At 61.0% G+C, this 21,755-nt stretch carries 22 protein-coding genes; 14 read left to right on the forward strand and 8 right to left on the reverse strand.

Translation table 11 applies throughout. The features are described from left to right. Positions 1–136 precede the first annotated feature (136 nt). Positions 137–904: a response regulator transcription factor gene (locus B0G76_RS11030; RefSeq protein ID WP_259460548.1), complete on the forward strand. Its 768-nt coding sequence runs from the start codon at positions 137–139 to the stop codon at positions 902–904. Then, positions 901–2,394 (forward strand): HAMP domain-containing sensor histidine kinase, encoded by a 1,494-nt coding sequence (locus tag B0G76_RS11035; RefSeq protein WP_120292052.1) that lies wholly within the window; start codon positions 901–903, stop codon positions 2,392–2,394. The genes B0G76_RS11030 and B0G76_RS11035 overlap by 4 nt, the downstream gene beginning before the upstream one ends. A gap of 69 nt (positions 2,395–2,463) precedes the next feature. Here the strand turns inward: B0G76_RS11035 and B0G76_RS11040 are convergent, their stop codons facing one another. Next, positions 2,464–3,354, reverse strand: coding sequence for a LysR family transcriptional regulator (locus tag B0G76_RS11040; protein ID WP_120292054.1), 891 nt, complete (start codon positions 3,352–3,354; stop codon positions 2,464–2,466). 92 nt (positions 3,355–3,446) lie between these two features. Here B0G76_RS11040 and B0G76_RS11045 point away from each other — a divergent pair, with 92 nt between their 5' ends. Both B0G76_RS11045 and B0G76_RS11050 read left to right on the forward strand, forming a co-directional pair. Beyond that, entirely contained in the window at positions 3,447–4,421 is a 975-nt protein-coding gene (locus B0G76_RS11045) for a zinc-binding dehydrogenase (RefSeq protein ID WP_120292056.1), read from the forward strand. A gap of 169 nt (positions 4,422–4,590) precedes the next feature. Continuing rightward, a complete protein-coding gene (locus B0G76_RS11050; RefSeq protein ID WP_120292058.1) occupies positions 4,591–5,088 on the forward strand; it encodes a thioesterase family protein in 498 nt (165 codons plus the stop codon). Positions 5,089–5,182: 94 nt separating this feature from the next. Here B0G76_RS11050 and B0G76_RS44530 read toward each other — a convergent pair whose 3' ends face one another. Both B0G76_RS44530 and B0G76_RS11060 read right to left on the reverse strand, forming a co-directional pair. Next, a complete protein-coding gene (locus tag B0G76_RS44530; protein WP_120292060.1) occupies positions 5,183–6,622 on the reverse strand; it encodes a sensor histidine kinase in 1,440 nt (479 codons plus the stop codon). A gap of 73 nt (positions 6,623–6,695) precedes the next feature. Then, positions 6,696–7,670: a response regulator gene (locus B0G76_RS11060; RefSeq protein ID WP_120292062.1), complete on the reverse strand. Its 975-nt coding sequence runs from the start codon at positions 7,668–7,670 to the stop codon at positions 6,696–6,698. Positions 7,671–8,050: 380 nt separating this feature from the next. Here B0G76_RS11060 and B0G76_RS11065 point away from each other — a divergent pair, with 380 nt between their 5' ends. Further along, positions 8,051–8,923 (forward strand): intradiol ring-cleavage dioxygenase, encoded by an 873-nt coding sequence (locus tag B0G76_RS11065; RefSeq protein ID WP_120292064.1) that lies wholly within the window; start codon positions 8,051–8,053, stop codon positions 8,921–8,923. A gap of 35 nt (positions 8,924–8,958) precedes the next feature. Here B0G76_RS11065 and B0G76_RS11070 read toward each other — a convergent pair whose 3' ends face one another. Continuing rightward, entirely contained in the window at positions 8,959–10,170 is a 1,212-nt protein-coding gene (locus tag B0G76_RS11070; protein WP_120292066.1) for an MFS transporter, read from the reverse strand. Between the two features lie 184 nt (positions 10,171–10,354). After that, positions 10,355–10,993 (reverse strand): ABATE domain-containing protein, encoded by a 639-nt coding sequence (locus B0G76_RS11075; protein ID WP_120292068.1) that lies wholly within the window; start codon positions 10,991–10,993, stop codon positions 10,355–10,357. Positions 10,994–11,138: 145 nt separating this feature from the next. On the opposite strand from B0G76_RS11075, the gene B0G76_RS11080 reads away from it, so the two are divergent. The 7 genes from B0G76_RS11080 to B0G76_RS11105 all read left to right on the forward strand — a co-directional run bounded on the left by B0G76_RS11080 (position 11,139) and on the right by B0G76_RS11105 (position 17,021). Beyond that, on the forward strand, positions 11,139–11,834 hold the full coding sequence (locus tag B0G76_RS11080) for an alpha/beta hydrolase (RefSeq protein ID WP_120292070.1): 696 nt from the start codon (positions 11,139–11,141) through the stop codon (positions 11,832–11,834). Positions 11,835–11,922: 88 nt separating this feature from the next. Next, positions 11,923–12,777, forward strand: a complete 855-nt coding sequence (locus tag B0G76_RS11085; protein WP_120292072.1) for an alpha/beta fold hydrolase — start codon at positions 11,923–11,925, stop codon at positions 12,775–12,777. Between the two features lie 75 nt (positions 12,778–12,852). Further along, the gene (locus tag B0G76_RS11090; RefSeq protein WP_120292074.1) at positions 12,853–13,623 is read left to right on the forward strand and encodes an SDR family oxidoreductase; all 771 of its coding nucleotides are present in this window, start codon (positions 12,853–12,855) and stop codon (positions 13,621–13,623) included. Between the two features lie 129 nt (positions 13,624–13,752). Further along, positions 13,753–15,300, forward strand: a complete 1,548-nt coding sequence (locus tag B0G76_RS11095) for a triacylglycerol lipase (RefSeq protein WP_147394030.1) — start codon at positions 13,753–13,755, stop codon at positions 15,298–15,300. Between the two features lie 98 nt (positions 15,301–15,398). Next, on the forward strand, positions 15,399–16,208 hold the full coding sequence (locus tag B0G76_RS11100; RefSeq protein ID WP_147394031.1) for a T6SS immunity protein Tli4 family protein: 810 nt from the start codon (positions 15,399–15,401) through the stop codon (positions 16,206–16,208). Between the two features lie 31 nt (positions 16,209–16,239). Continuing rightward, positions 16,240–16,386, forward strand: a complete 147-nt coding sequence (locus B0G76_RS44740) for a T6SS immunity protein Tli4 family protein (RefSeq protein ID WP_409076749.1) — start codon at positions 16,240–16,242, stop codon at positions 16,384–16,386. A 251-nt stretch (positions 16,387–16,637) separates the two neighbouring features. Continuing rightward, positions 16,638–17,021, forward strand: coding sequence for a hypothetical protein (locus B0G76_RS11105; RefSeq protein ID WP_120292080.1), 384 nt, complete (start codon positions 16,638–16,640; stop codon positions 17,019–17,021). A gap of 48 nt (positions 17,022–17,069) precedes the next feature. On the opposite strand, the gene B0G76_RS11110 is transcribed toward B0G76_RS11105, so the two are convergent. Further along, the gene (locus B0G76_RS11110) at positions 17,070–18,005 is read right to left on the reverse strand and encodes a LysR family transcriptional regulator (RefSeq protein WP_120292082.1); all 936 of its coding nucleotides are present in this window, start codon (positions 18,003–18,005) and stop codon (positions 17,070–17,072) included. A gap of 116 nt (positions 18,006–18,121) precedes the next feature. Between B0G76_RS11110 and B0G76_RS11115 the strand changes: the two genes are divergently transcribed. Beyond that, positions 18,122–18,979 (forward strand): oxidoreductase, encoded by an 858-nt coding sequence (locus B0G76_RS11115; RefSeq protein ID WP_120292084.1) that lies wholly within the window; start codon positions 18,122–18,124, stop codon positions 18,977–18,979. Positions 18,980–19,091: 112 nt separating this feature from the next. Here B0G76_RS11115 and B0G76_RS11120 read toward each other — a convergent pair whose 3' ends face one another. Next, positions 19,092–19,721 (reverse strand): ATP phosphoribosyltransferase regulatory subunit, encoded by a 630-nt coding sequence (locus B0G76_RS11120; RefSeq protein ID WP_120292086.1) that lies wholly within the window; start codon positions 19,719–19,721, stop codon positions 19,092–19,094. A gap of 261 nt (positions 19,722–19,982) precedes the next feature. Next, positions 19,983–20,642 carry an NADPH-dependent F420 reductase gene (locus B0G76_RS11125; RefSeq protein WP_120292088.1) on the reverse strand — a complete coding sequence of 220 codons (660 nt, stop codon included), beginning with the start codon at positions 20,640–20,642 and terminating at the stop codon, positions 19,983–19,985. Positions 20,643–20,773: 131 nt separating this feature from the next. Here B0G76_RS11125 and B0G76_RS11130 point away from each other — a divergent pair, with 131 nt between their 5' ends. Next, positions 20,774–21,670, forward strand: coding sequence for a LysR family transcriptional regulator (locus B0G76_RS11130; RefSeq protein ID WP_120292090.1), 897 nt, complete (start codon positions 20,774–20,776; stop codon positions 21,668–21,670). Positions 21,671–21,755 lie beyond the last annotated feature (85 nt).

The following is a 21,755-nucleotide window of genomic DNA, read 5'->3' on the forward strand; positions in this document are numbered from 1 at the left end:
TCCTCACGAAAAGTTAAATTAAATGTGATAACTCGCCGCCCGAAAATTTTGCACAATGGCGCAACGGCGCGCTTTTTGCTGGCGCCCTTCTTTCCGTTGTTCTGAACCACGCCCTGACTCTCGGCCAAAGCCCGCCATGGACCAACCGAAGCGCATCCTGATCGTTGAAGACGACGTCGACATCGCCAACGTGCTGAGCCTGCATCTGCGCGACGAGCGCTATGAAGTCGTGCACAGCGCCGACGGCAATGAGGGGCTGCGCCTGCTGGAGCAAGGCGGTTGGGACGTGCTCATCCTCGACCTGATGCTGCCCGGCGTCGACGGACTGGAAATCTGCCGGCGCGCCCGCGCGATGACGCGCTATACGCCGATCATCATCACCAGTGCCCGTTCGAGCGAAGTGCATCGGATCCTCGGCCTCGAACTCGGCGCCGACGACTATCTGGCCAAGCCGTTCTCGCTGCTCGAACTGGTGGCGCGCGTCAAAGCTTTGCTGCGGCGCGTCGAAGCCATGGCGAAAGACTCGCGCATCGACGCGGGCAGTCTGCAGATCGCCTGGCTGAAGATCGAACCGCTAACGCGCGAGGCAACGGTCGACGGCAAACCCATCGAGCTGACGCCGCGCGAATTCGACCTGCTCTATTACTTCGCGCAGCATCCCGGCAAAGTGTTCTCGCGCATGGACCTGCTCAATGCCGTGTGGGGCTATCAGCATGAAGGCTACGAACATACCGTCAACACCCACATCAACCGGCTGCGCATGAAGATCGAGAGCGATCCCGCCCAGCCCGAGCGCATCCTGACCGTCTGGGGCCGCGGCTATAAGCTCGCGGTACCAAGTACTCCCGGCGCTTCAGGCGCGTCAGGCGAAACCGGCGCACCGCGGGATCAGAGCGCACCATGAACCTGACGCTCACCCAACGGCTCTCGCTCGTTTTCTCCGTGCTGCTGCTGGCGTGCTGCGGCGCGTCGGCGTGGCTGCAGATCCGTTCGAGCGATCTGCACGAAAAGGAAGTCGTACAGAGCCTGTCGAAGGATCTCGCGGAGCATATCGCGCACCGCACCACGCTGATGGACGCGAACGGTTTGCGGCCCGACGCGGTGCGCCAACTGTTCGGCCAGTTGATGATGGTGAATCCGAGCGTCGAGGTGTACCTGCTCGACAACCAGGGGCGCATCAAGGGCGACGACGCGCCCGCGGGCCACGTCAAGCGAACACAGGTAGATCTCGCGCCGATCCGGGAATTCATCGCCGGAGACGCGTTGCCGATTCTCGGCGACGACCCGCGCAGCGTCGACGGAAAGAAAGTGTTTAGCGCCGCGCCGCTGGCATTGAGCGGGCAGCCGCCGTCCGGCTATATCTATGTGGTGCTGCTCGGCGAAGAGCACGACGCGCTCGCCGCGCGCGTGGCCGCCAGTTCGGTGCTGCGCACGACGCTCTGGTCGATGGCGCTGGTTGCGCTGCTGGGATTGCTCGCGGGCTTGACGGCATTCGGCCTGATCACACGGCCGCTGCGCCGCCTGACCGACGCCATGCGCCGTTTCGATGCCGATGGCGAACCCACCAGTCAACCGGCGGTGCCACGCTCGTCGCCCGCCGGACGGGGCGACGAAATCGCCGTGCTCGAAGCGGCGTTCGCGCAGATGGCCAACCGCATCGGCGCCCAATGGCGTGCGCTGACGCGTCAGGATCAGCAGCGGCGCGAGCTGATCGCCAATATTTCGCACGACCTGCGCACGCCGTTGACCTCGCTGCATGGCTACCTCGAGACGCTGTCGCTGAAAGCCGACACGCTTGGCGAAACGGAGCGCAAACGCTATCTGGCAATCGCGCTTGCCCAGAGCGTCAAGGTCGGACGGCTCGCGCAGGCGCTATTCGAACTGGCCCGGCTCGAACACGGCAATGTGCACCCCGCGCTCGAGCCATTCTCGCTGGTCGATCTGGTCCAGGACGTCTTCCAGAAATTCGAGTTGCCCGCTGAGGCGCGGCAGATCCAGTTGCACGCCGGCTTCCCCCCTCGCCTGCCGGTCGTCTGCGCCGATCTCGGAATGATCGAGCGCGTCTTGACGAACCTGCTCGACAACGCGATTCGCCACACACCCGCCGGTGGATCGATTGAAGTCGATCTCTCCCACAAGGACGGCAAGGTATCAGTCACGGTTAGCGACACCGGTCCTGGCATTCCGGCGGAGCAGCGCGAGGGATTGTTCGAACGTCCGTTCAATTCAGGCGGCGCGCGTCGCGGCGGCGGACTCGGACTGCTGATCGTGCAGCGCATGCTGCAATTGCATCACAGCCAGATACGTCTGCTCGAGTGCGAGGGAACGGGCACGGCATTCTGTTTCGAGCTGCCGACCACCGAGAAGCCGGCTGTTGCCGAGCTCCCACTCTAAGCGGTCAGGGTGCCGGCGACGCATGGCTGCCGCCTGTGCCACCTCTGCACCGCGACAGCAGACACGCATTCAGCTTGTGCCCTGTTCCAGCAACTGAATCCAGAGACGTTGCGCAACCGGACCGTGTGCGGCGTCTCGAAGCCGCGCCGCATAGTGCTTAAGCGTAGCGCCTTGCAGATGCCGCCCCTCCAGCGATACCAGACGATGTTCCTCGAGGTCCCCGGCGACCAGATGAAGGGGCATGTGGCCCCACGCGAGCCCTTGCACAATCAGCTCACGCTTCATCAACTGATCGGGCACGGTGCAGGTTGGCGCGCCCTCGATCAGATAGTAATTGGCGTCTGAAGGCTGCCTGCTCGTGTCACGAATAACGCACTGAACGTAAGGCCTCAAATCATCGGGCGCGAGCGATTCACCGGGGGGCTGCCCGAGAAATCCCGGTGCTGCGACCGGCACGAGCTTTACCTCGAAGAGTTCGATGGTTTCGATCGCCGGCGACGGTTTGTCGAGGTGATGGAAGATCAGGTCACACTCGCCATTTTTCAGCCGCTCCCAAGGGCCGCTAATCGCCTCGAATAGCAGCGTAAGGCGCGTGCCGCGACTCGCGTCAAAGAACCGTCTAAGCGTACCCAGTGTTTCCGGCAACGGACACAGGTCACCCACCACGACGCGTAACTCCGCCTCCTGCCCGGCAGCGAGCTGGGTGGCTTCGCGTTGGAGATTTTCATATTGGTGAAGAAACTGCGTCACCCGCGCGTGATACGCCGCGCCTTCCGACGTGAGCGACACACGGTATCCGGCCCGGTCGAGCAGGACCATTCCCACTTGAGCTTCAAGCGCCCTCACAGCGGCATGGACCGTTGGGTGCGTCCGGTTCAGGCGAACCGCGGCCGCAGCAAAGCTGCCTTCGGCAACCAGGGCCTCAAAGCACTGCAACTGCAATAGCGTAGGCGCGTTCATTGTAGAAATGGACTTCAGTCTTTGTCGAAACATAGTAATTTATCTCGACGAATCTCGATCCTACCATTCAGTCTCCTATTGAGGAGATCGACATGAAGGCAATCGTGAGAAAGCAGTTTGGTGGTCCTGAGGTGCTCGGCATCGCCGAGAGACCGCTGCCGGCAGTAAAACCAGGTTGTGTGCTGATTCGCGTTCGGGCATTTGGCCTGAACCGCGCCGAACTCTACATGCGCCGCGGGTCGTGGGGAGAGGTGGCGGAAGTGAGCGGCATCGAATGTGCTGGGTCTGTGGTGTCCGATGCCACCGGGACCCTGCGCGAAGGTCAGAAGGTCGTGGCGCTGATGGGCGGAATGGGTCGAACGATCGACGGCAGCTATGCGGAATACGTCGCCGTACCCGCAACGAATGTCGTGGCCGTCGAGAGCGACCTCGACTGGGAACATCTTGCCGCCCTGCCGGAAGCTTATGCCGTCGCGTGGACGTGCCTTCACAGAAACCTGGCTGTACAGGCCGGGCAAACGCTCGTCGTACGCGGCGGGACGTCGAGCCTCGGGCTGGCCGCCATCGATATCGCCAGCCAACTCGGCGCAGAGGTGATTGCGAGCACGCGTCGGCCAGAGGGAGAAACCTTGCCACGTTCGCGTGGAGCGGCACATGTCGTGACCGCGGCGGATGAGTTATGCGCGGCGCCGGGCTGGCCGGGCGGCAAGGCCGACGCGGTGCTCGAGCTGACCGGAAACAGCACGGTTCTCGACTCAATGCACGCCACCCGCCGTGGAGGTCGCGTGTGCCTGGCCGGATTTCTGGGCGGACTCGCGCCGCTAGCAAACTTCGATCCGCTCAACCAGATGCCCAGTGACGTTCATTTGAGCTTTTTCGGGAGCTTCAACTTCGGCAACCCCGACTTTCCACTATCGGACGTGCCCATGCAGCAGATCGTGGATTTCGAGGCGAGCGGCGTATATCGAGGCAAACCAGCGCACGTATTTGGTTTTTCTGAAGTTCCGGTCGCACACGAACTGATGGAGCGCAACCAGGCCGTTGGGAAGTGTGTCGTGCTGGTCTAAAGACTGACCGGGTTTTCACCCCAACCCACACGAAGTTCAACATTTCGACGCCGCATGTTTGTCAGCCAATAGCCACGCAGGCACATCCCCAACAGAATGGGATGTGCCTGCCGTACAGGGAGGCATGCGTGGTTGCCGCAAGCAGCCGTTCCTGCAAGAGGAAAATCGTATGTTGATGCGTGACGCAATCCCTACCGCCCTGACCCGAGGATCCGCTCTTCTTTCGGAAGACCCGATTACGCCGTCCTCGCTAAAGACCTTCCAGCACACGTTCGACATTTATCTAAAGGATTCGAACGCCTTCATGAACACGTATTTCTCACGCTACTTCGAGTGGCAAGGTGTTTGCCGCGAACGGTGGTTCCATGAGTGCATACACAACGACCTGCTGGGATCGGACGGCATGTTCGTGACCAAACGCGCGCACCAGGAGTACGTCCACGAAACCTTTCCTTTCCAGCGCGTGGATTGCTATCTGAACACGGTGCAGGTCAAGCAGTGCTCGGCCTACCTGCTGTTCCGCTTCTGCGTGGATGGGCGCCAGGTTTCGCAGGGCTACCAGCAGATCCTGTATGCCGGACGGGACCGGAAGATCAGGCGGTTCCCGGAAGGTATCGTCGGGCGGGTCAAGGAGTATGAACTGCCGTTGACGGCGCTAGCCGCCTGATCTTAGCGGCTGACTTCCGCCATAAAGTCTTACCGCTGGGTTTTATCGTTAAGGTTCATCCTTAATTTTCACTCTTAACTTTCACTCTTAACTTTCACTCATGACGCCGGCGCAAGGACCGCGCTGGCGCCTCCCTCAGCGCGCGATCCGCGGGCGACCCCGGTACCGGCAAGCGCACCGTGAATGTGGTGTGCGCCCCGCGCAACGAACTGCATTCGATACTGCCGCCCAGAAGCTCCGCAGCGCGTCGGCAGAATGCGAGCCCCATTCCCGCACCGCTTCCGTGCCGCTTGGTCGAGAAGAAGGCGTCGAAAATATGCGGCAGCACGTCGGGCGCGATGCCCGGCCCCGTGTCGCGGAATCGCAATACGCAGAAGCCGTGCTCCTGAACCGCACTGATGACGATCTCGCCCTCGCCGCTCACGTGAATCGCGTGCAACGCGTTTTTCAGCAGATTGAACAGCACAAAAACCGCCAGCGTGTCCGAACCCGAAAAGCATAGCGCGGCGTCGATTGACGCCACTGTGATGCGCGCACGTTCGTCGCCACGAAACGGATAGCGCTCCAGCGCCGACGCCACGCATTGCTGGATGGAATGCGGGCTAAAGCGGGTACGGTCCAGCCGGTCCAGCGTGAACGACGCGAGCGCCATTTCGACCATCGCGCTGGTGCCCGACACCTCCCTTCTGATCGCCGTGGCAAGCTGACTGATGCGTTCGGACTGCCCGGTATGCATCTCCTGATCGTCGTAAAGCCCATGCGTGACGGCCAGCCGGTAACCTTTGAACACGTGAGACCACACGCTGGCGATTTCGTCGGCGTGCATGGCGATCGTCGCGAGCGGCGTCGCGATTTCATGCGCAATGGTTGCCGCGATCGCGTAAGGGTGAATCAGGTGATACCGGACGATCGTGATCGCGAGAAGCCCGAGGCTAAGGGCGATGAACAGCACGCCCGGCGGATAGAACGCATAGCCATAGTTGACCGCATAGTCGACTGCCGCGAGCGAATACACGCAAAGGCTCGCAAAGCAGAGATCGAGGCGCCTGCGCGCTTCGCCACCGGCCTGTTTGCGGGCCATGAGCAGAAGTTGCCCGCTGCGGCCGGCGAGCAAGACGGTTTGCAGGACGTGTATAGGATGCAGCAATCCGGCGCTCGGATAGTAGCCAAAGAAGTAGTGCCGGTAGCCGGCGACCACTTCGTTGCCGGGCAGCAGCACGGCGAGAACAAGGCATATACCGTAAGACGCGAGCAATATCGGCCGCTCGCGGCGTCTTGCCGCTACCTCCGTGACGAAGTGATAGAACGTGGTGGGCAGAAACAGAATGAAGAAATAACCGACCCGAACCAGCACGCTCGCAATGTGGGGGTCTTCCGTCTGGAACAGCAAGGTCCACGTGCCCTGCCAGGCAAATGTCGCCGTGCACATCAAAAGGAAAGGCGCGGACAGGCGCGTCACCCCTTGTGTAATGAGTACGTAAAGGCCGAACACCACGAACAGCGCAGACACAAAGGCAGTCGGAATGGCGTACATGTGGCTCAATGTGTCTGGAAACGTGGGACTATTCCGGTGTGTTTATAGCGGAGCAGGCGAACGGGCCCATTCCTCATATGCGGGCTGGCTGATTCCGGTCACTCCGCCATTGCGAAAATGTCAGTGTGCTCAAACCCACGTCGCTCGAATCGATTCGGGTCCAGCCATAGAACGCGTCGTCCCAATCAGGGATGGTTTGCGGTGTGACCGTTTTGAAGTCCGCCCCGGGACGAAACGCCAGGTGCGGCCAGAAAACGGGCATCGACTCACGTACCGCCATGCGCTTCAGCAGATCGGCCGGCCCACTCTCATCCGCCACGATCTCCGCCTGCGAGATCCAGTCGTTCTCCGCCCACGCAAGGAAAACACTCGGGTTGCCCGCGCGGTCGAACATCAGGATCGCATTCTGCTCCGGACGCCAGTAGTACTCGACGATGCCTTCCGCGGCAACCACCGTGTCGATCACCTTTCTCGTTCGCGGATCGCAATAGGTCGTGCCGTTTTCGCCGAGACCCAGCCAGCCTGCCTCCGAACAATGCCTGTTTCTGGCATCTTTCAGAAAATGGACCAACCGGTTAGCTGAGTCGGCATCCGTCTTTCTCAGATACAGATCCACGATGCCGGCATTGAAGGCTTTGACCGCGACGCTCTCATCCGCGACGCCGGTCAGAAGTACCTTTGCGCAACGCAAATTGGAAATGGACGAAAGGAATTCGACACCGCTCAGTCCGGGCATGTCGTAATCGACGACAACCGCGGCCACCTCTGCAAATCGCGAATCCCTGGCCAGCACGTCTCGCTCCGCCGACGTTTCGACAAACCGCTCGAGACCCGTCTCGCTCAAACCGGCCGACGCCGGCGCAAACGCCAGCGAATTCTCGCGGGCATGGTTGCGAATGAAAGCGAGCGCGGTTTGAGCTCGCGTAAAAAACAGATTGGTTGAAATATCCGGAAAGAATCGGCGCAATGCATCGAGGTAGCTATCGCTGTCGTCCACGAAAACGACAGATGCCGGATAGAAAACAGGGGGGCGAATAAAATTGTTCATGTCTATTACGTGGAATGTGTGGCGCGCCTCGCGCCGGCTGACACGCCGGCTTCTCTCACGCTGGCTCCCGGGCCGATTCCCGCTGAACCGTATAGTACCGGGGTCTTTGCATGAACAGTGCAAACTTGCGCGGCCTTTCCGTCATAGTATGCGAATGGAATAATTTGAATTAAATCGACTCGCGCCGCTTATTCTGCCGCAATCGCTTCCGGAATGGGGAATGCCTGAATCAGGGTTTGACCTCGCAGCGCTCAGGTTGACGCGAGGGCCATACTGGCACTCCCGGTCGACCAGTCGACAGGTGGTTCGTCAACAGATTGAAGACACCTTTCAACGGTGTCAGCCGGCCCGTGCGGCGTGAACCAGAACGGAGCAAGCGAATGCGTAACTTCGACGAAAACAACATCACCACCGCGGTCATTGATCGACTGGCAGCATGCAAATCGCCGCGCGCCCGGCAAATCAGCGAGTCGCTTATCAAGCACCTGCATGACTTCGTGCGGGACGTTGAACCCACTCAGGAAGAATGGGATGAGGCCATTACTTTCCTGACCGGCGTCGGCAAAATGTGCTCCGACACGCGGCAGGAATTCATCCTCCTGTCCGACACGTTGGGTGTGTCAATGCTGGTGGATGCGATCAACCACCGGCTCTCGAAACGCGCGACCGAAACGACGGTACTCGGCCCGTTCTATGTCGACAACCCGCCCGAATACGCACTCGGTGATCTCATCGACACACGCCCCGGGCCGGCTCTTTTCTGCGAGGGAAAGGTGACGGATGTGGACGGCAAGCCGCTGGCCGATGCGATCGTCGACACCTGGCACTCCGATGCGGAAGGGTTCTACGATGTTCAGGCTGAAGCCGGTCTGCAAGGTTTGAGCGGACGCGCCCGCTTGCGCACCGATGCGGAAGGCCGTTTCTGGTTCCGCTCCATCGTGCCGAAGTACTATCCGATTCCGCACGACGGCCCGGTCGGCAGGATGCTCGATGCACAAGGCCGCCATCCTTATCGCCCCGCGCACGTGCACTTCCTGGTGAGCGCACCCGGCTACGAAAAGCTGGTCACGCATGTGTTCCTCGACGGCGACCCGTACCTCGACTCGGACGTGGTGTTCGGCGTCAAGGACTCACTCGTCAAGCCGCTCGTTCGGCAGCAGCCGGGAACAACGCCCGGCGGCCACGTGGTCGATTCCGAGACCTCGCTGCTGCACTATGACTTTGCGCTCGCCGCAGAGGCGAGCTCGTCATGAAGAAGATATTCCGGATGCCGAAGCAACTGCGCATATCACCAGCGTGGCCGTTTCGCGAACAGCGGTCTCATTGCAATGAGACCCAGAACGGGACCGGGCAATAGCAGCCAGGCGACGTGCACGTCAAGCGAGCGATACGCGCTGGTTGACCAGAGAATCGAGCACGCCGACAGAAAAAAACCGAAGCTGTTTTGCAGTGTCAACGCGCCGCCGATTTTGTCCGCCGGACACGCCCTCACGGACAGCGCCGAGAATTGTGGCGAGTCGGCCACAACGCTTACGCCCCACACAAGCAGCAAAGCGAGTTGCAGCGGAGCGCCGAGTGTCGATGCCAGCGGATAGACGGCGCACAACGTCCCTGAAGTCGCCAACGCCAGCGCCGCTGTGCGCGCGCTGCCCGCCAACCGGCTCAACATTCCGCCGAGCACGCAGCCCGCCGCGCCAATGCCGATGATCGCGAACGACCAGAACGCCACCGCGCTGCCCGGTGGTGGCACCGCGCCTGTCAACGCGTGCTGCACGAGGAGCGGCGTAAGCGTCCAGAACGCGTACAACTCCCACATATGACCAAAGTAGCCGAGCGCCGCGGCCCGGAACTCGCGGATGCCGATCACGTTCCACACGCCGCCGGAAAGCGCCGGGCGACGTCCGGCGCCGGCGCGTGCATGCGGCCCTTCGCCTAGTACGAACACCAGCACGGCGCCCAGCACAGCGAGCCCGGACGACGCCAGCACCACCGTCTGCCACGGCACACTTGAGAACATGGCACGAATCGCGTGCACGGACGCCGTGCCGAGCGTCAGCATGGCGACCAGCAATGCGAGTGTTTGTGCCGCGCGCCCAGGCGCCCACGACACCAGCAATTTCATACCCAGCGGATAGATACCGGCGAGCGCCACGCCCACGCCGAAACGGAACACGAGTGCCGAGCCGAGCCCCGCGCTGCACAGTGCAAAGAGCGCATTCAGCGCGGCGCCGATCAGGCCGCAGAGCGCGAAGACGCGGCTTGCGGGCAGACGATCGGCGATCCCGGTCGTAGCCGAAAGCAGCGTTCCGACGATAAAGCCCGCCTGCGTCGCGTTCGTGAGCCAACCGATGCCGGATGCGCTGAGATGCCAGGCCGCCTGCAACTCCCGCATCGCGCCGTTCGCACTGAACCACAGCGAGGTGCCGAGCAACTGCGCGATGGCAATCACCAGCACAGCACGGTTTGCGGCTGCCCGGTCGGTCTCCTGTCTGTCCGCCACTTTGCCTCCTTCTGACTGCTTGTGCGTGGCCTGTGCGTGGCTTGTTCTTTGCGTATGCTTTTCACGCTCACGCTCACGCCGCGCAGCGCAGCGCAGCGCGTTTACCCGACGTTAGCGCAGATGCAGACGCAGCGGATACAGCGCGAATGCGGCAAGCGCACACGGCCGCCGACGATTGTTATTCCTATGCGGTTCCACTCTCCTGCTCCTTGAGCCGCTTGCGGTGAGCCGCGACCTTTGCGCGATTACCGCAGAGCGCCATGCTGCACCACCGGCGCGCATGGCCACGCGTGTGATCCGCAAACAGCAATGTGCACCTGGGGCCTTCGCACGCTTTCACGTACGTGAAGTCTTCTTCACACACCAGCCTCGCGAGCGCCTCGGCTATCGGCATCAGTAGCGACTCCGGCGACTGCCAGCGCCGATTCGCACGAAGCTCGAAGCTCGTCACACCGTCCGAAGCGGACGTCACGATTTCGCCATGCTGCTGATCCTGCTCGAGCAGCTGATTCAAGGGTTCGAGCTCGCGCAAGTCTTTGGCAGCCAGCGGCCGCCCCTTCCTTTTCCGCACAAATCCCCTGAACCACTCGCGCAGTTCGCGCGCGCGTGCCGCCATGTCGTCGAGTTCGGCTGCCGTAGAACGGCTCCGCATGGCTTCGAGGATCGCGCGCGGCACCAGCTCCGTCTGGTCCAACCAGGCAAGCAGGCCTTCCCCGTCGCCGATCCAGTCGACTTCTTCCTCCACCGGTGTCGCGACCGAATTCAGGAAATCAAGGCCAGGCGCATCGGCCAACACGATCGCGGGCATCTGACGGTAGTCCATTTCTCACGACGAATATGAATTGACGATGATTACATCGTAACCACTAAAAATACACTTGACAAGTTACATTGTCAGTTTGTAACCTGTATTTACGGTTTTATCAGGTTACACACGCAGACCCCCCATTCCTTCAAAGGAGCGAGAAATGTCGATTGGCAACGTAAGCGTGGTGCTTGTGCACGGCGCGTGGGCAGATGGCTCCTGCTGGAGCAAGCTCGTGGAGCGTTTAAAGGCACACGGCATTCACGCAGTGGCGGCACCGTTGCCGCTCAGCGGTTTGCATGACGACGTGGCCGCGCTCGATCGAACGCTGGAACGCATCGACGGTCCGGTGGTGGTTGCCGGGCATGCCTACGCCGGCGCGGTGATCGGATCGACGCGCACCGACAACGTCAAGGCGCTGGTCTACGTCGCCGCCCTTGCGCCAGCGGAAGGCGAAACCGTGAGCGATGTGTTCTACCGTGGCGAAGCGCATGCGCTGGCACCCAAGCTGTCGCCGGATCGACATGGACTGATCTGGCTACCCGAGGACGCATTCGCAACGGCGTTCGCACAGCACGCGAGCGCGCAGGAACTGGCGGTGCTCAGCGCGGTTCAACGCCCTATTTCGGTTTCATGCATTGGCGAGGCGGTCGGGCGTCCACTCTGGATGGATCGGCCGAGCTGGTTCCTGATCGCCGGGCAGGACCGGATGATCAATCCCGAGACGCAGCGTTTCATGGCACAGCGCATGAACGCGCGCGTCCATTCACACGAAGTCGATCACACGCCGATCGTTACAGCGCCTGACGTCGTCACCAATGTAGTCGTTGAAGCGGTCCAGGCCGTCGCGGATCGTTAGGTCTGCGATATCCGTTTGGACGTCTGAAACCTGCCATGCCATCAGGCGCTCACTGGCTGTCATTTCCTACCTCATCGGGAGTCAATCCATGTCCTCCATTACCTATCGTCATGCCGACGTCAACGGCGTCAAGGTGTTCTACCGCGAAGCGGGTCCTTCGAATGCGCCGAAACTTTTACTCCTGCACGGCTTTCCGAGCTCGAGCCATATGTTTCGAGACCTGATCCCCCTGCTTGCCGAGCGCTTCCATATCGTCGCGCCCGATCTGCCAGGCTTTGGCCAGTCGGACATGCCGAGCCGCGACGCTTTTGCGTACACATTCGACAACATCGCCGACGTGATCGAAGGCTTCACCGAGCAGATCGGTTTCGATCGCTTTGCCCTGTACGTATTCGACTACGGCGCGCCGACCGGCTTTCGGCTTGCGCTCCGGCACCCCGAGCGGATCGCGGCGATCATCTCGCAGAACGGCAACGCGTACGAAGAAGGTTTGAGCGGCGGCTGGAATCCGATCCGCGCTTACTGGCAGGATCCTTCACACGCCAATCGCGAGGCGCTTCGCGTCATGCTGACGCTTGAGACGACCGCATGGCAGTACACGCATGGCGTACAGGACACGGCGGCCGTGTCACCTGACGGTTATTCGCTTGACGCGTTCTATCTGAGCCGGCCAGGTGCCGACGAGATCCAGCTCGATCTGTTCGGAGACTACCGAAACAATGTCGCGTTGTACCCGGCGTTCCAGCAGTATTTCCGCAGTCACCAGCCGCCCTTCCTTGCCGTTTGGGGGAAGAACGATCCGTTTTTCCTGCCGCCGGGCGCCGAGGCATTCAAGCGCGATATACCGAATGCCGAGGTGCGGTTTTTCGACACCGGCCATTTTGCGCTGGAAACGCATGCGGCCGAGATCGCCGCGGCTATCTCGGGATTTCTGGTTCGCTGATAGGCAAACACAGCATGGCGGCCGTCTACCGAATCGCGGTTCGGGCGGCCCATCCACGAATCAAGGAGGAAGGACATGTCCAGCAAGGTAGCCATCGTGACAGGTGCGAGCCAGGGTATTGGCCGCTCCACCGCCATCAGGTTGGCGCGAGATTTTGCATCGGTCGTGCTCGTTGCGCGCAATCGCGAGAACCTCGCGCGGACCGCTGACGAAGTAAAAAAAGCCGGCGCCGAACCGCTTCCAATCGACCTCGATCTGTCTCACCCGGCGGCCGCGCAGCAAGTGGTCGACCAGACCCTGTCGACGTTTGGGCAGATCGATGCCTTGCTCAACATCGCGGGCGCGGTGCCGCAGATTGACGTGTTCGACATGAGCGACGATCAACGGGACCGCGGCTTCGCGCTGAAGCTGCACGGCGCGCGGCGATTGACGATCGCGGCATGGCCGTCGTTGAAGAAAACGTCAGGGTCGGTGGTGCTGATGTCCGGCAACTCGGCGCTGTTTCCGAAAGCCTCGTCCGGGGCCGTGGGCACGATCAACGCGGCGATTGTGGCGCTGGCGAAGGCCTTCTCGGATCGTGGGATTACAGACGGCGTACAGGTCAACAGCGTGCTGCCCGGCCCGGTGATGACCGGTCGGCGGCAATCCTATCTGGAACATTGGGCGTCGCTGCACGACATGACGGTCGAAGAGGCGACGGCGCGCTTTCCTCTCGAAGCGGGGATCGCCCGGTATGGCACGCCCGAGGAGATTGCCGAACTGATGGCGTTCATCGTGTCGCCCGCGGCGCACCGGATGACGGGCTCGACGTTGAGGATGGACGGCGGAGAGGTTAAGTCGATCTGACGATGGGGTACGTTAAACGCTTGGTTTATGAGATACGGTTCAGGTCGAGCCTGGTATTCTGCTGACGCTTCACGAGCACTGTGCATCGTCTTCTCGATAAAGGTCGCAAGCACCTGGGAGTCTCCTGCATTGACTACAAAAGAACGCGTCATCAAACCGGTAATTGCCGACGATGGGTCGGTCCATTACTCGTCCGTCACGTCTCCGCCCGACGACAGCACGGCCGTGTGCTACATGGTCCCTGACCGTATTATCCCGGTGGTCTTTGTGCCGGGGATCATGGGGACGAATTTGGAACCCAAGCGTAGTGATTCGCGAGAGCCGGTTTGGCTTCTCGACAGCATGTCTGATGTTGCGCCCTGGATGGGGAGAGGTCCAACCAAACGCAGGGAGGTTCTTCAGGTCCACAGCCGCGGCAGGATTGCATCGGGCACGGCACAGTCAGAAGCCGAACTGCGCCGCCGCGGCTGGGGCGAAGTGGCGTACATGAGCTATGGCGAGTGGCTGGTCTGGCTGGAGAATGCGCTGGACGATGTGTACGCCGGAACCGATTACGGGCGCAAGGGCCTGCGCGATAGTCCGTGTCGTATCGTTACGCCTGGTCTCGAGAAGCTGAACGATGCAGAGGTTTCGCTAACCTATAAATATCAGTTTCCAGTCCATGCCGTCGGCTATAACTGGCTGCAATCGAATGCCGTGTCAGCGACCCGCCTCGCGGCCCGGATCGATGAAATCACGGCCTACTACCGTAATCGGTTCAACTACCGGTGCGACAGGGTGATTCTCGTCACCCACTCGATGGGTGGACTGGTGGCCCGCTACTATTCGGAGGTCATGGGTCTGCGCGAGAAGGTGCTGGGCGTTGTGCACGGTGTGATGCCCGCCACGGGCGCGGCAGCCACCTACAAGCGGATGAAGACCGGGACGGAACGCCTGGCCGGGCTGGCGCTGGGTCCGACTGCCGCCAGCATGACCGCGGTGGTCGGCAATGCGCCTGGCCCCTTGCAGTTGCTGCCGGGCCGCGATTACGGCATGGGCTGGCTACGCATCCGCGATGGCGAGCGGTTCGTCGCGTTGCCGCAATCCGACCCGTACAGCGAAATCTATACGGTGCGCGGCACCTGGTGGGGCCTGTGCGATGACCTCCTGCTCAATCCACTCGATCCCGCCAGGAAAACCATCGATCAGGATTGGAATACGTTTGCAGACCTGATCCGCGGTGAAGTTCAACCGTTCCATGCCAGGATCAGCGGCAAGTATCACGCCAACACCTATGCCTTCTATGGCGACGATGCGAAACACACGGCATACCGCGACGTCACGTGGGTGCAGCAGACCTCGCCGTTGCTGCGCGGAGGCGTTCCGCCGATGGCCGACCTGCTCGGACAACGAGGCCGCGATGACCCTGCGACCGGCGGTCAACTGGTCAAGACAACTCTCAATGGAAACGCCACGTTCTCCAACTTTGTCCTGCGGGATGCCGACGAGAATGGCGATGGTACGGTCCCCCTACGCTCGGGTCGTGCGCCGGCCAATCATGTGCGTGCCTGTACGGCATTTGCGGGCGTCGATCACGAGGGGGCCTACAAGCTGGATGCGACCCGACGCTTCACCCTGCACGCCATTACGCGCATCGCGCAGAGCGTGAAAGGCACCGCGCTGGAATACAAGGCATGAGAGGCGCGCGCGCAACACTCACTGCCACGTGCCTGATATTGACCGTTGCCGCATGCGATCACACGCCGGCGCCGTTGAGCCAACAGGAAAAACAAATCGTGACTGAACTGACTGCGAATCTGAAGACGCGATGCGTGGGCCGCTATCTGATCAACATGCCGGGTGACGCCGTGGAATCCGGCCATGCGAAGATACAGGGCGTCAGCATCGGCGCGAAGGCGATGACGGAGGAAGCCTACCGGAAGGAAGTCGCGCAGCGTGAGACGGTCCTGAAAGCAACGAAGAGCGTTGATGCGTACCCGTTCCTGTATGCGGCCGGTCAGGCACGAGGGGAAAACACTTACAGCTTCATCCATCGTGGCACCGTTTACGACGATCCAAGCAGACGGTATTTCGAAGGATACAAGTGGGATCGGGGATACCGGTTCCTGCCAAAAATCAAAACCTACGACTACACCCACCCGGATCAGACCAACGACCCTATCGTTAAGCAGTTCGATGTGAAAAATGCAGTGCCCGAAAAAACAGCGCTGGTGTTCAGCATGCTGGAAAAACTGCGCGGTCGTCCTGAAGACGAGATTCCGACTGAACCGGGAGTGTGCTTCGCGGGCGGCTTCTTGCCGACACCGGAGGGGAGCAACGAGAGTGTTGATACGCAATTTCGCCTGCACCACATGGAAGACGCGACTTTCGACATTGGGATGACACCTGATCTTCGTGAGACCACGACCCTTTTGCAGCGTGCTAATAGCACGGAGCTACGTGCGGCACTCAAGGCGGCGGACGGCGAGCTTATCCGGAAGGGGACTGTGGAGTTGCCTGGGTTGAAGTCCGAGGAATGGCTAGTCGAAGGCCGGAGACCGGAGACCGGGAGGCGGCCGCGGCAACTCATTTTCATTCTTCATTAACGAGACCACGAGTGGACCGTCGACACCGTACCTGTCGCTGGATCTGACCACCGGAGGGCAGGTCGAGATCCAGAGGCAGCTTGTGAAACTCGACAAGGCGTCTCTCACCACCGGCGAAGCCGTTGCGCTATGGGATGCGGTCTCGAGAACCATCAGGCTCAGACCTGACGGATCGTAGCCGTGACTCGTGACTGTGGTCGAGTGGCAGAGCTTCCCGCATCGACCACCCTAGTCACATTCCGCCGAATGAATCGTTCGGCAATCTGCGTGAGTTCCATGTCGGCAGGAACCGCGCAACCTAAGGCGTGGCGGCGCTCCCATTCCAATAGTCTGCGCTACAACATGCCAGAGTGACCTCGACACCGGCTGCCAAGGCCGGCGAATTTGTGTAAGCTCATCTTCGCTTTTATCGCCACGGACTTCGCGTCAATGCCCTCTTCTATCCGCAACTCGCTCGTCTGGATCTTCGATGCGTTCGAGCGCGATTCGACCTATATCCACAAGCGGATGTTCGGCAGCGACGCCGCCTATATCGACGGCCTGTTGTGCCTGATTGCCGCCGATCGCGACAAGCCATGGAATGGCTTGCTGGTGTGCACATCGCAAGAACGCCATGCCGCGCTCATTGATGAAATACCCGCGTTGCGGCCGCATCCGGTGCTCGGAAAATGGCTGTATGTGCCGCAAGACGATCCCGCATTTGAAACCACCGTGGAAAGAACGACGGCGCTCGTGCTCGCACGTGATCCGCGTGTGGGTGTCGAGCCGAAGCCGCGCAAACGGGGCGGCAAATCCACGTTACCAAAGACATAAGCGTTCAGAAACGTTCAGGCGTCTAACAACTCATCGGATCAAACGCGCTCAGCGTGCGGCACGAAGCTCGGATGGCTCAAGAAAGAAACTCTTGTTTCCCGCGAGACGCGCGACCATAAAGTCGATGAATGTCCTCACCCGCAGCGGCTGCTCGGTTCGATGGCGATAGTAAATGTAGACGGCTTCACGCTGGGTGACATGCTTCACGAGCAGCGGAACGAGTTCGCCACGCCTGATCGGCAAGGTCGCCGAAAAGCTCCCGAGTTGCCCGATTGCGAGTCCAGCCAGCACGGCTTGAGTCTCCGCTTCCGTGTCATTGACGCACAAGGTCGTCGCGATGTCGCGATAGACGATCTCGTCACCTATCAGGAACTCCCACGGCGCCTGTTTGCCGGTATTTGCCCGCCGATAGCCGGTGCAGCGGTGCTCTTCGAGCTCATCAATGGTCCGCGGCGCGCCGTGCCGCTCGATATAGGCCGGCGATGCGCAAACGATCAGTTGTATCGGCAGGAGTTGTCGCGCGATCGTTCCGCCCGACGGCGGAGAGCCACCACGAAAGCCTACGTCGGCGCGATCGCTGACAAGGTCGGTGAAGTGGTCGTCGAACTGCACATCCAGTTGCACATTTGGGTGCAATTCGGCGAATTCCAGAAAATATGGCCACAGCACGGTATAGCCAACGGCTCGTGGCCCGCTTACCCGCAATGGCCCCGCAATCTCGTCTTTCGAACGCCGCGCATCGTCGAGTGCCGACGACAGGACGGCCAACGCCGGTCTCACGCTGTCCAGAAGACCCTGCCCCTCCTCAGTCAGGCTCAGCTTGCGTGTGGTTCGATGGAAAAGCCGAACCCCCAGCTCCTTTTCCAACTGCATCACCGCGTGGCTCGCAGCCTGCGGCGAGATGCCCTGATCCACGGCCGCCTTGCGAAGGCTTCCCAGCGCCGCGGCCCGGACGAATATCGTGATCGCTCGAACTTCGTTCATGGCCACTCGGATTAGCAAATAAAAGTTGATTATCAGTCTACCAGGCTGTGGCTAGTTTGTGCCAATCCCTCCCCCTATGATTCATTCACTTTCACTCGAATCGTAGGAGAAACATCATGGTCAACCACACAAACAATGGCTTCAAGCGCGTCTGGTTCATCACCGGCGCGTCGCGCGGCCTCGGCGCCCTGATCGCTCAGGCAGCTCTGGCCGACGGTAATGCGGTCGTTGCCACCGGCCGCAATGTCGCAGCGATCGTCGAGCGCTTCGGTCACTCGCCAGCACTCCTCCCCGTGGCACTGGACGTGACAAACGAAGCCCAGGCGAAGGCTGCGGTTCAAGCCGCAGTTGACCATTTTGGCCGTATCGACGTTCTGGTCAACAACGGGGGATTCGGTCTGCTTGGCGCTATCGAAGAGTCCAGCGATGCCGACGTGCGTCGCATGTACGACACGAACGTATTCGGCTTGCTGAATATCACACGCGCCGTTCTGCCGGTGATGCGCGCGCAGCGGACGGGCCACGTCGTCAATTTTTCGTCGATCGGTGGTTACCGGTCCGCCGCCGGGTTCGGCGCCTATTGTTCGACCAAGTTCGCCGTCGAAGGACTGACCGAGGCATTGCACGCCGAACTGAAGCCGCTCGGTATTCACGCAACGGTCGTGGAGCCTGGATACTTCCGTACGGACTTCCTGGACGCGTCATCGCTTGTTGTTGCCCGCGACGTGATCGCAGACTATGACGAGACGTCGGGAAATGTTCGCCGGCTCGCTACCAGCCTGAACCACAACCAGCCAGGCAACCCTGAGAAGCTCGCGGCAGCCATGGTCGAACTGGTCGACGCACAAACACCGCCGCTGCGGCTGGCGCTTGGCACCGACACGCTGAAGGCCATTGCTGAAAAGAATGCCTACGTTACGCAGGAAACCGAAACCTGGAAGGCGTTGTCGGCATCGACTGATTTTTCTGCTTGAAGGTGCAGGCTAGCCAGAAGCGAAGACGGGGGCGTCGCGCGCCCCCGAGGCCGGCCGCGACCCTGCCCGCAGCCGGCGCCGCGCGGCGGCCAACTGGCGAATAGCTAACTCCCTACACGACGCCCTGAGCCGCCATCGCAAGCAGCAATCTTTCTGCCCCGATGCCGAAACCCGCGCCTTCCCGATAAGCACCGCCGCCGACAATCTGCTGTTGCGCCCCCAGTTCGGTGCAGCGCATCTCGAAGCCCAGGCCGTTCAGGTAATAGCTAAGACCGCGCCGAGCCGTGCTGTCGAGTTCGTAACGCAGTCCGAACGAACCCAGAAACCCCGTCACAATTTCCTGGCTGCGCAAGTTGGCGCGTTGCGGATCCGGGCATAGATATTCGAAGCCGAGTTGCGAGAATTCGCGGTAACGGCCCGCCTGGGGCCGCTCATACCGATAGCACCGCGCAACGTAAAACAACATGCGTTCCGTCTGCTGTCCCAACAGTTCCTTGCACCGCTCCTGGAAGAGCGCCGTCGCTTCCGGGATCAGACAACAGGGTCTGCCTTTCTTGTCAGGGAAAGCCCACATCTGCCCGATGACCTCACTGCCACCGGCTTTCTGTATGAAGGTGTCTTGTCCCCACAGCGCGGGAACAATGGCCTCCTCCGCCCCGGCTTCAATGAAGGTAGCTCCGGAAACGGTTTTCGAGAGCGCGAATCTGTGCGGCTTCGTTGCCGACGATAAAACGGGTTCCACGAATCATGGTCATGTCTGGTCTCCTGTGTGTAAGCAATAAAAAAAGGCGCCCTGGGCGCCTTGGTCGTTTAAGCATGAAACGGGATCAGTGAAGTTCCGATTCCCTGCTATGGACGTAACGAACCACGGCGCAACAACTTGCGACCGTGGTGATGAGATTTGAACAGTACGTTACGGGGTTCCATGGTCGGCATAGTCGCATATCGAATTAAATTTTGGAACACGTCGCGGCGGTCTCATTCTGTCGCCGCGACGCTCCGCTTACCTCCGCCACGACCCATGCGGTAACTCCACGTCCCACTTTGCCGCAGCCAATCCTTCGACCATACCCGCACGATCCAGCGCAACGCAGTAGACCGGCTTCGCACGCTCGAAGCGCCAACTTTCGGCGAGCGTCCCAGCGTCGACTGGATCGAAGCCCAACTGATCGAGAAACCCGCTCACGACATGTTTGGCCTGCCCGTCGTCGCCGGCGAACGGCAGCGCCCGACGGTTCGGGGTACCGGCCGGCTTGCCGTCCGTTTCCAGGTCTTTCGCCAGAATTGCGTTGAAGGCTTTCACCACCTTGGCGCCCGGTAACGCGGCGGCCAGCATCTGACTGGTGGTCGTCGAACGACTGTCGAGCGCTGCAATCTGGCCGTCGCGTTCGGGATAGTAGTTGCCCGTGTCGATCACGATTTTGCCGTCGAGCGCCGCAACCGGCAGCGCATCGATGTTCATGAACGGCACGGCCACCACCACCACGTCGCCGAACTTCGCTGCCTCTTCTGCCGTGCCAAGCGCGCAGCCGATCGCCGAGGCCGTGCTGGTCAAAGTCCGCGGATCACGGGAATTACTGATCATGACTTCGTGACCGCCGTTTCTCGCGAGTGTCGCCATTGCGCGGCCGATAAAGCCGGCGCCGAGAATGCCTATCTTCATGTTTCACACTCCATGTCTATCTGAGGATTGCGCAGTTGAGCATGCGCTGCGGTGAGAAACACTATGATTCAAAACCTCCTTAAGATAAATGTGCATAATTTGACGACTGTCGAAACCATAGGTGGGGAATAATGGACCGTTTGACCAGCATGGCCGTGTTCGTGAAAACAGCCGACAGCGGCTCGTTCGCCGCGGCCGCGCTCGCCTTCGGCATCTCCTCGCAGATGGCCGGCAAGCATGTCAGCACGCTGGAGGAGCGCGTCGGCGCGCGTTTGCTCAATCGCACCACGCGCCGCCAGAGCCTCACGGAGATCGGCCAGATTTTCTATGAGCGCTGCAAGACGCTACTGGCGGATGCCGAGGCAGCCGAATCGGTCGCGCAGGAGCTGTCGGCCTCGCCGCGCGGGCGTCTGCGCATCAACGCGCCGGTGACCTTCGGCACCTGCTGTCTCGTGCCGATGATCACGCGCTATCTGAAGGCTCATCCCGAGGTGCGGGTCGAATTGACGCTGACCGACCGCTTTGTCGATCTGATCGACGAAGGATATGAAGCCGCGATCCGTCTCGGCCCGCTGTCGGATTCGTCGTTGATCGCGCGTCCGTTGATGCCGTACCGGCTGATCGCCTGTGCGTCGCCCGGCTACCTGGCCGAGCGCGGCGAGCCGCCCACACCACAAGCGCTGGCGGAGCACGAGTGTCTGAGCTTCGTCTATACGAGCGTGCCGGTTCCGACCGAATGGCGTTTCACCGATGCACAAGGCGAACACGTGGTGCCGATCTCAGGCCGCTTTCAGGCCAACGACGTGAAAGCGCTGCTGGCCGCTGCCCTCAATGGCGGCGGCGTGATACTCGCGCCGCAAGAGGCCGTAAAAGACGAGATCGCCGCGGGCCGGCTGGTGCGCCTGCTGAACGGCTACCAGGCGCCTGTGCGCCCCATGCATCTGGTGTTCCTGGCAAGCCGCGTTACTCCGAAATTGCGCGCGTTTATTGATCAGGTGGTAGCCGAATTCGGGCCGCACACGGCTTGAAATGCACCGCCGGGTCTGCCCCGCCAGGCGCCCTCCACCGCCCGCCAATCTCCCCCCGTTGACAGCTAGAATCGCCGGCTTTGCC

This window comes from Paraburkholderia sp. BL23I1N1, assembly GCF_003610295.1.
GTDB lineage: Bacteria > Pseudomonadota > Gammaproteobacteria > Burkholderiales > Burkholderiaceae > Paraburkholderia.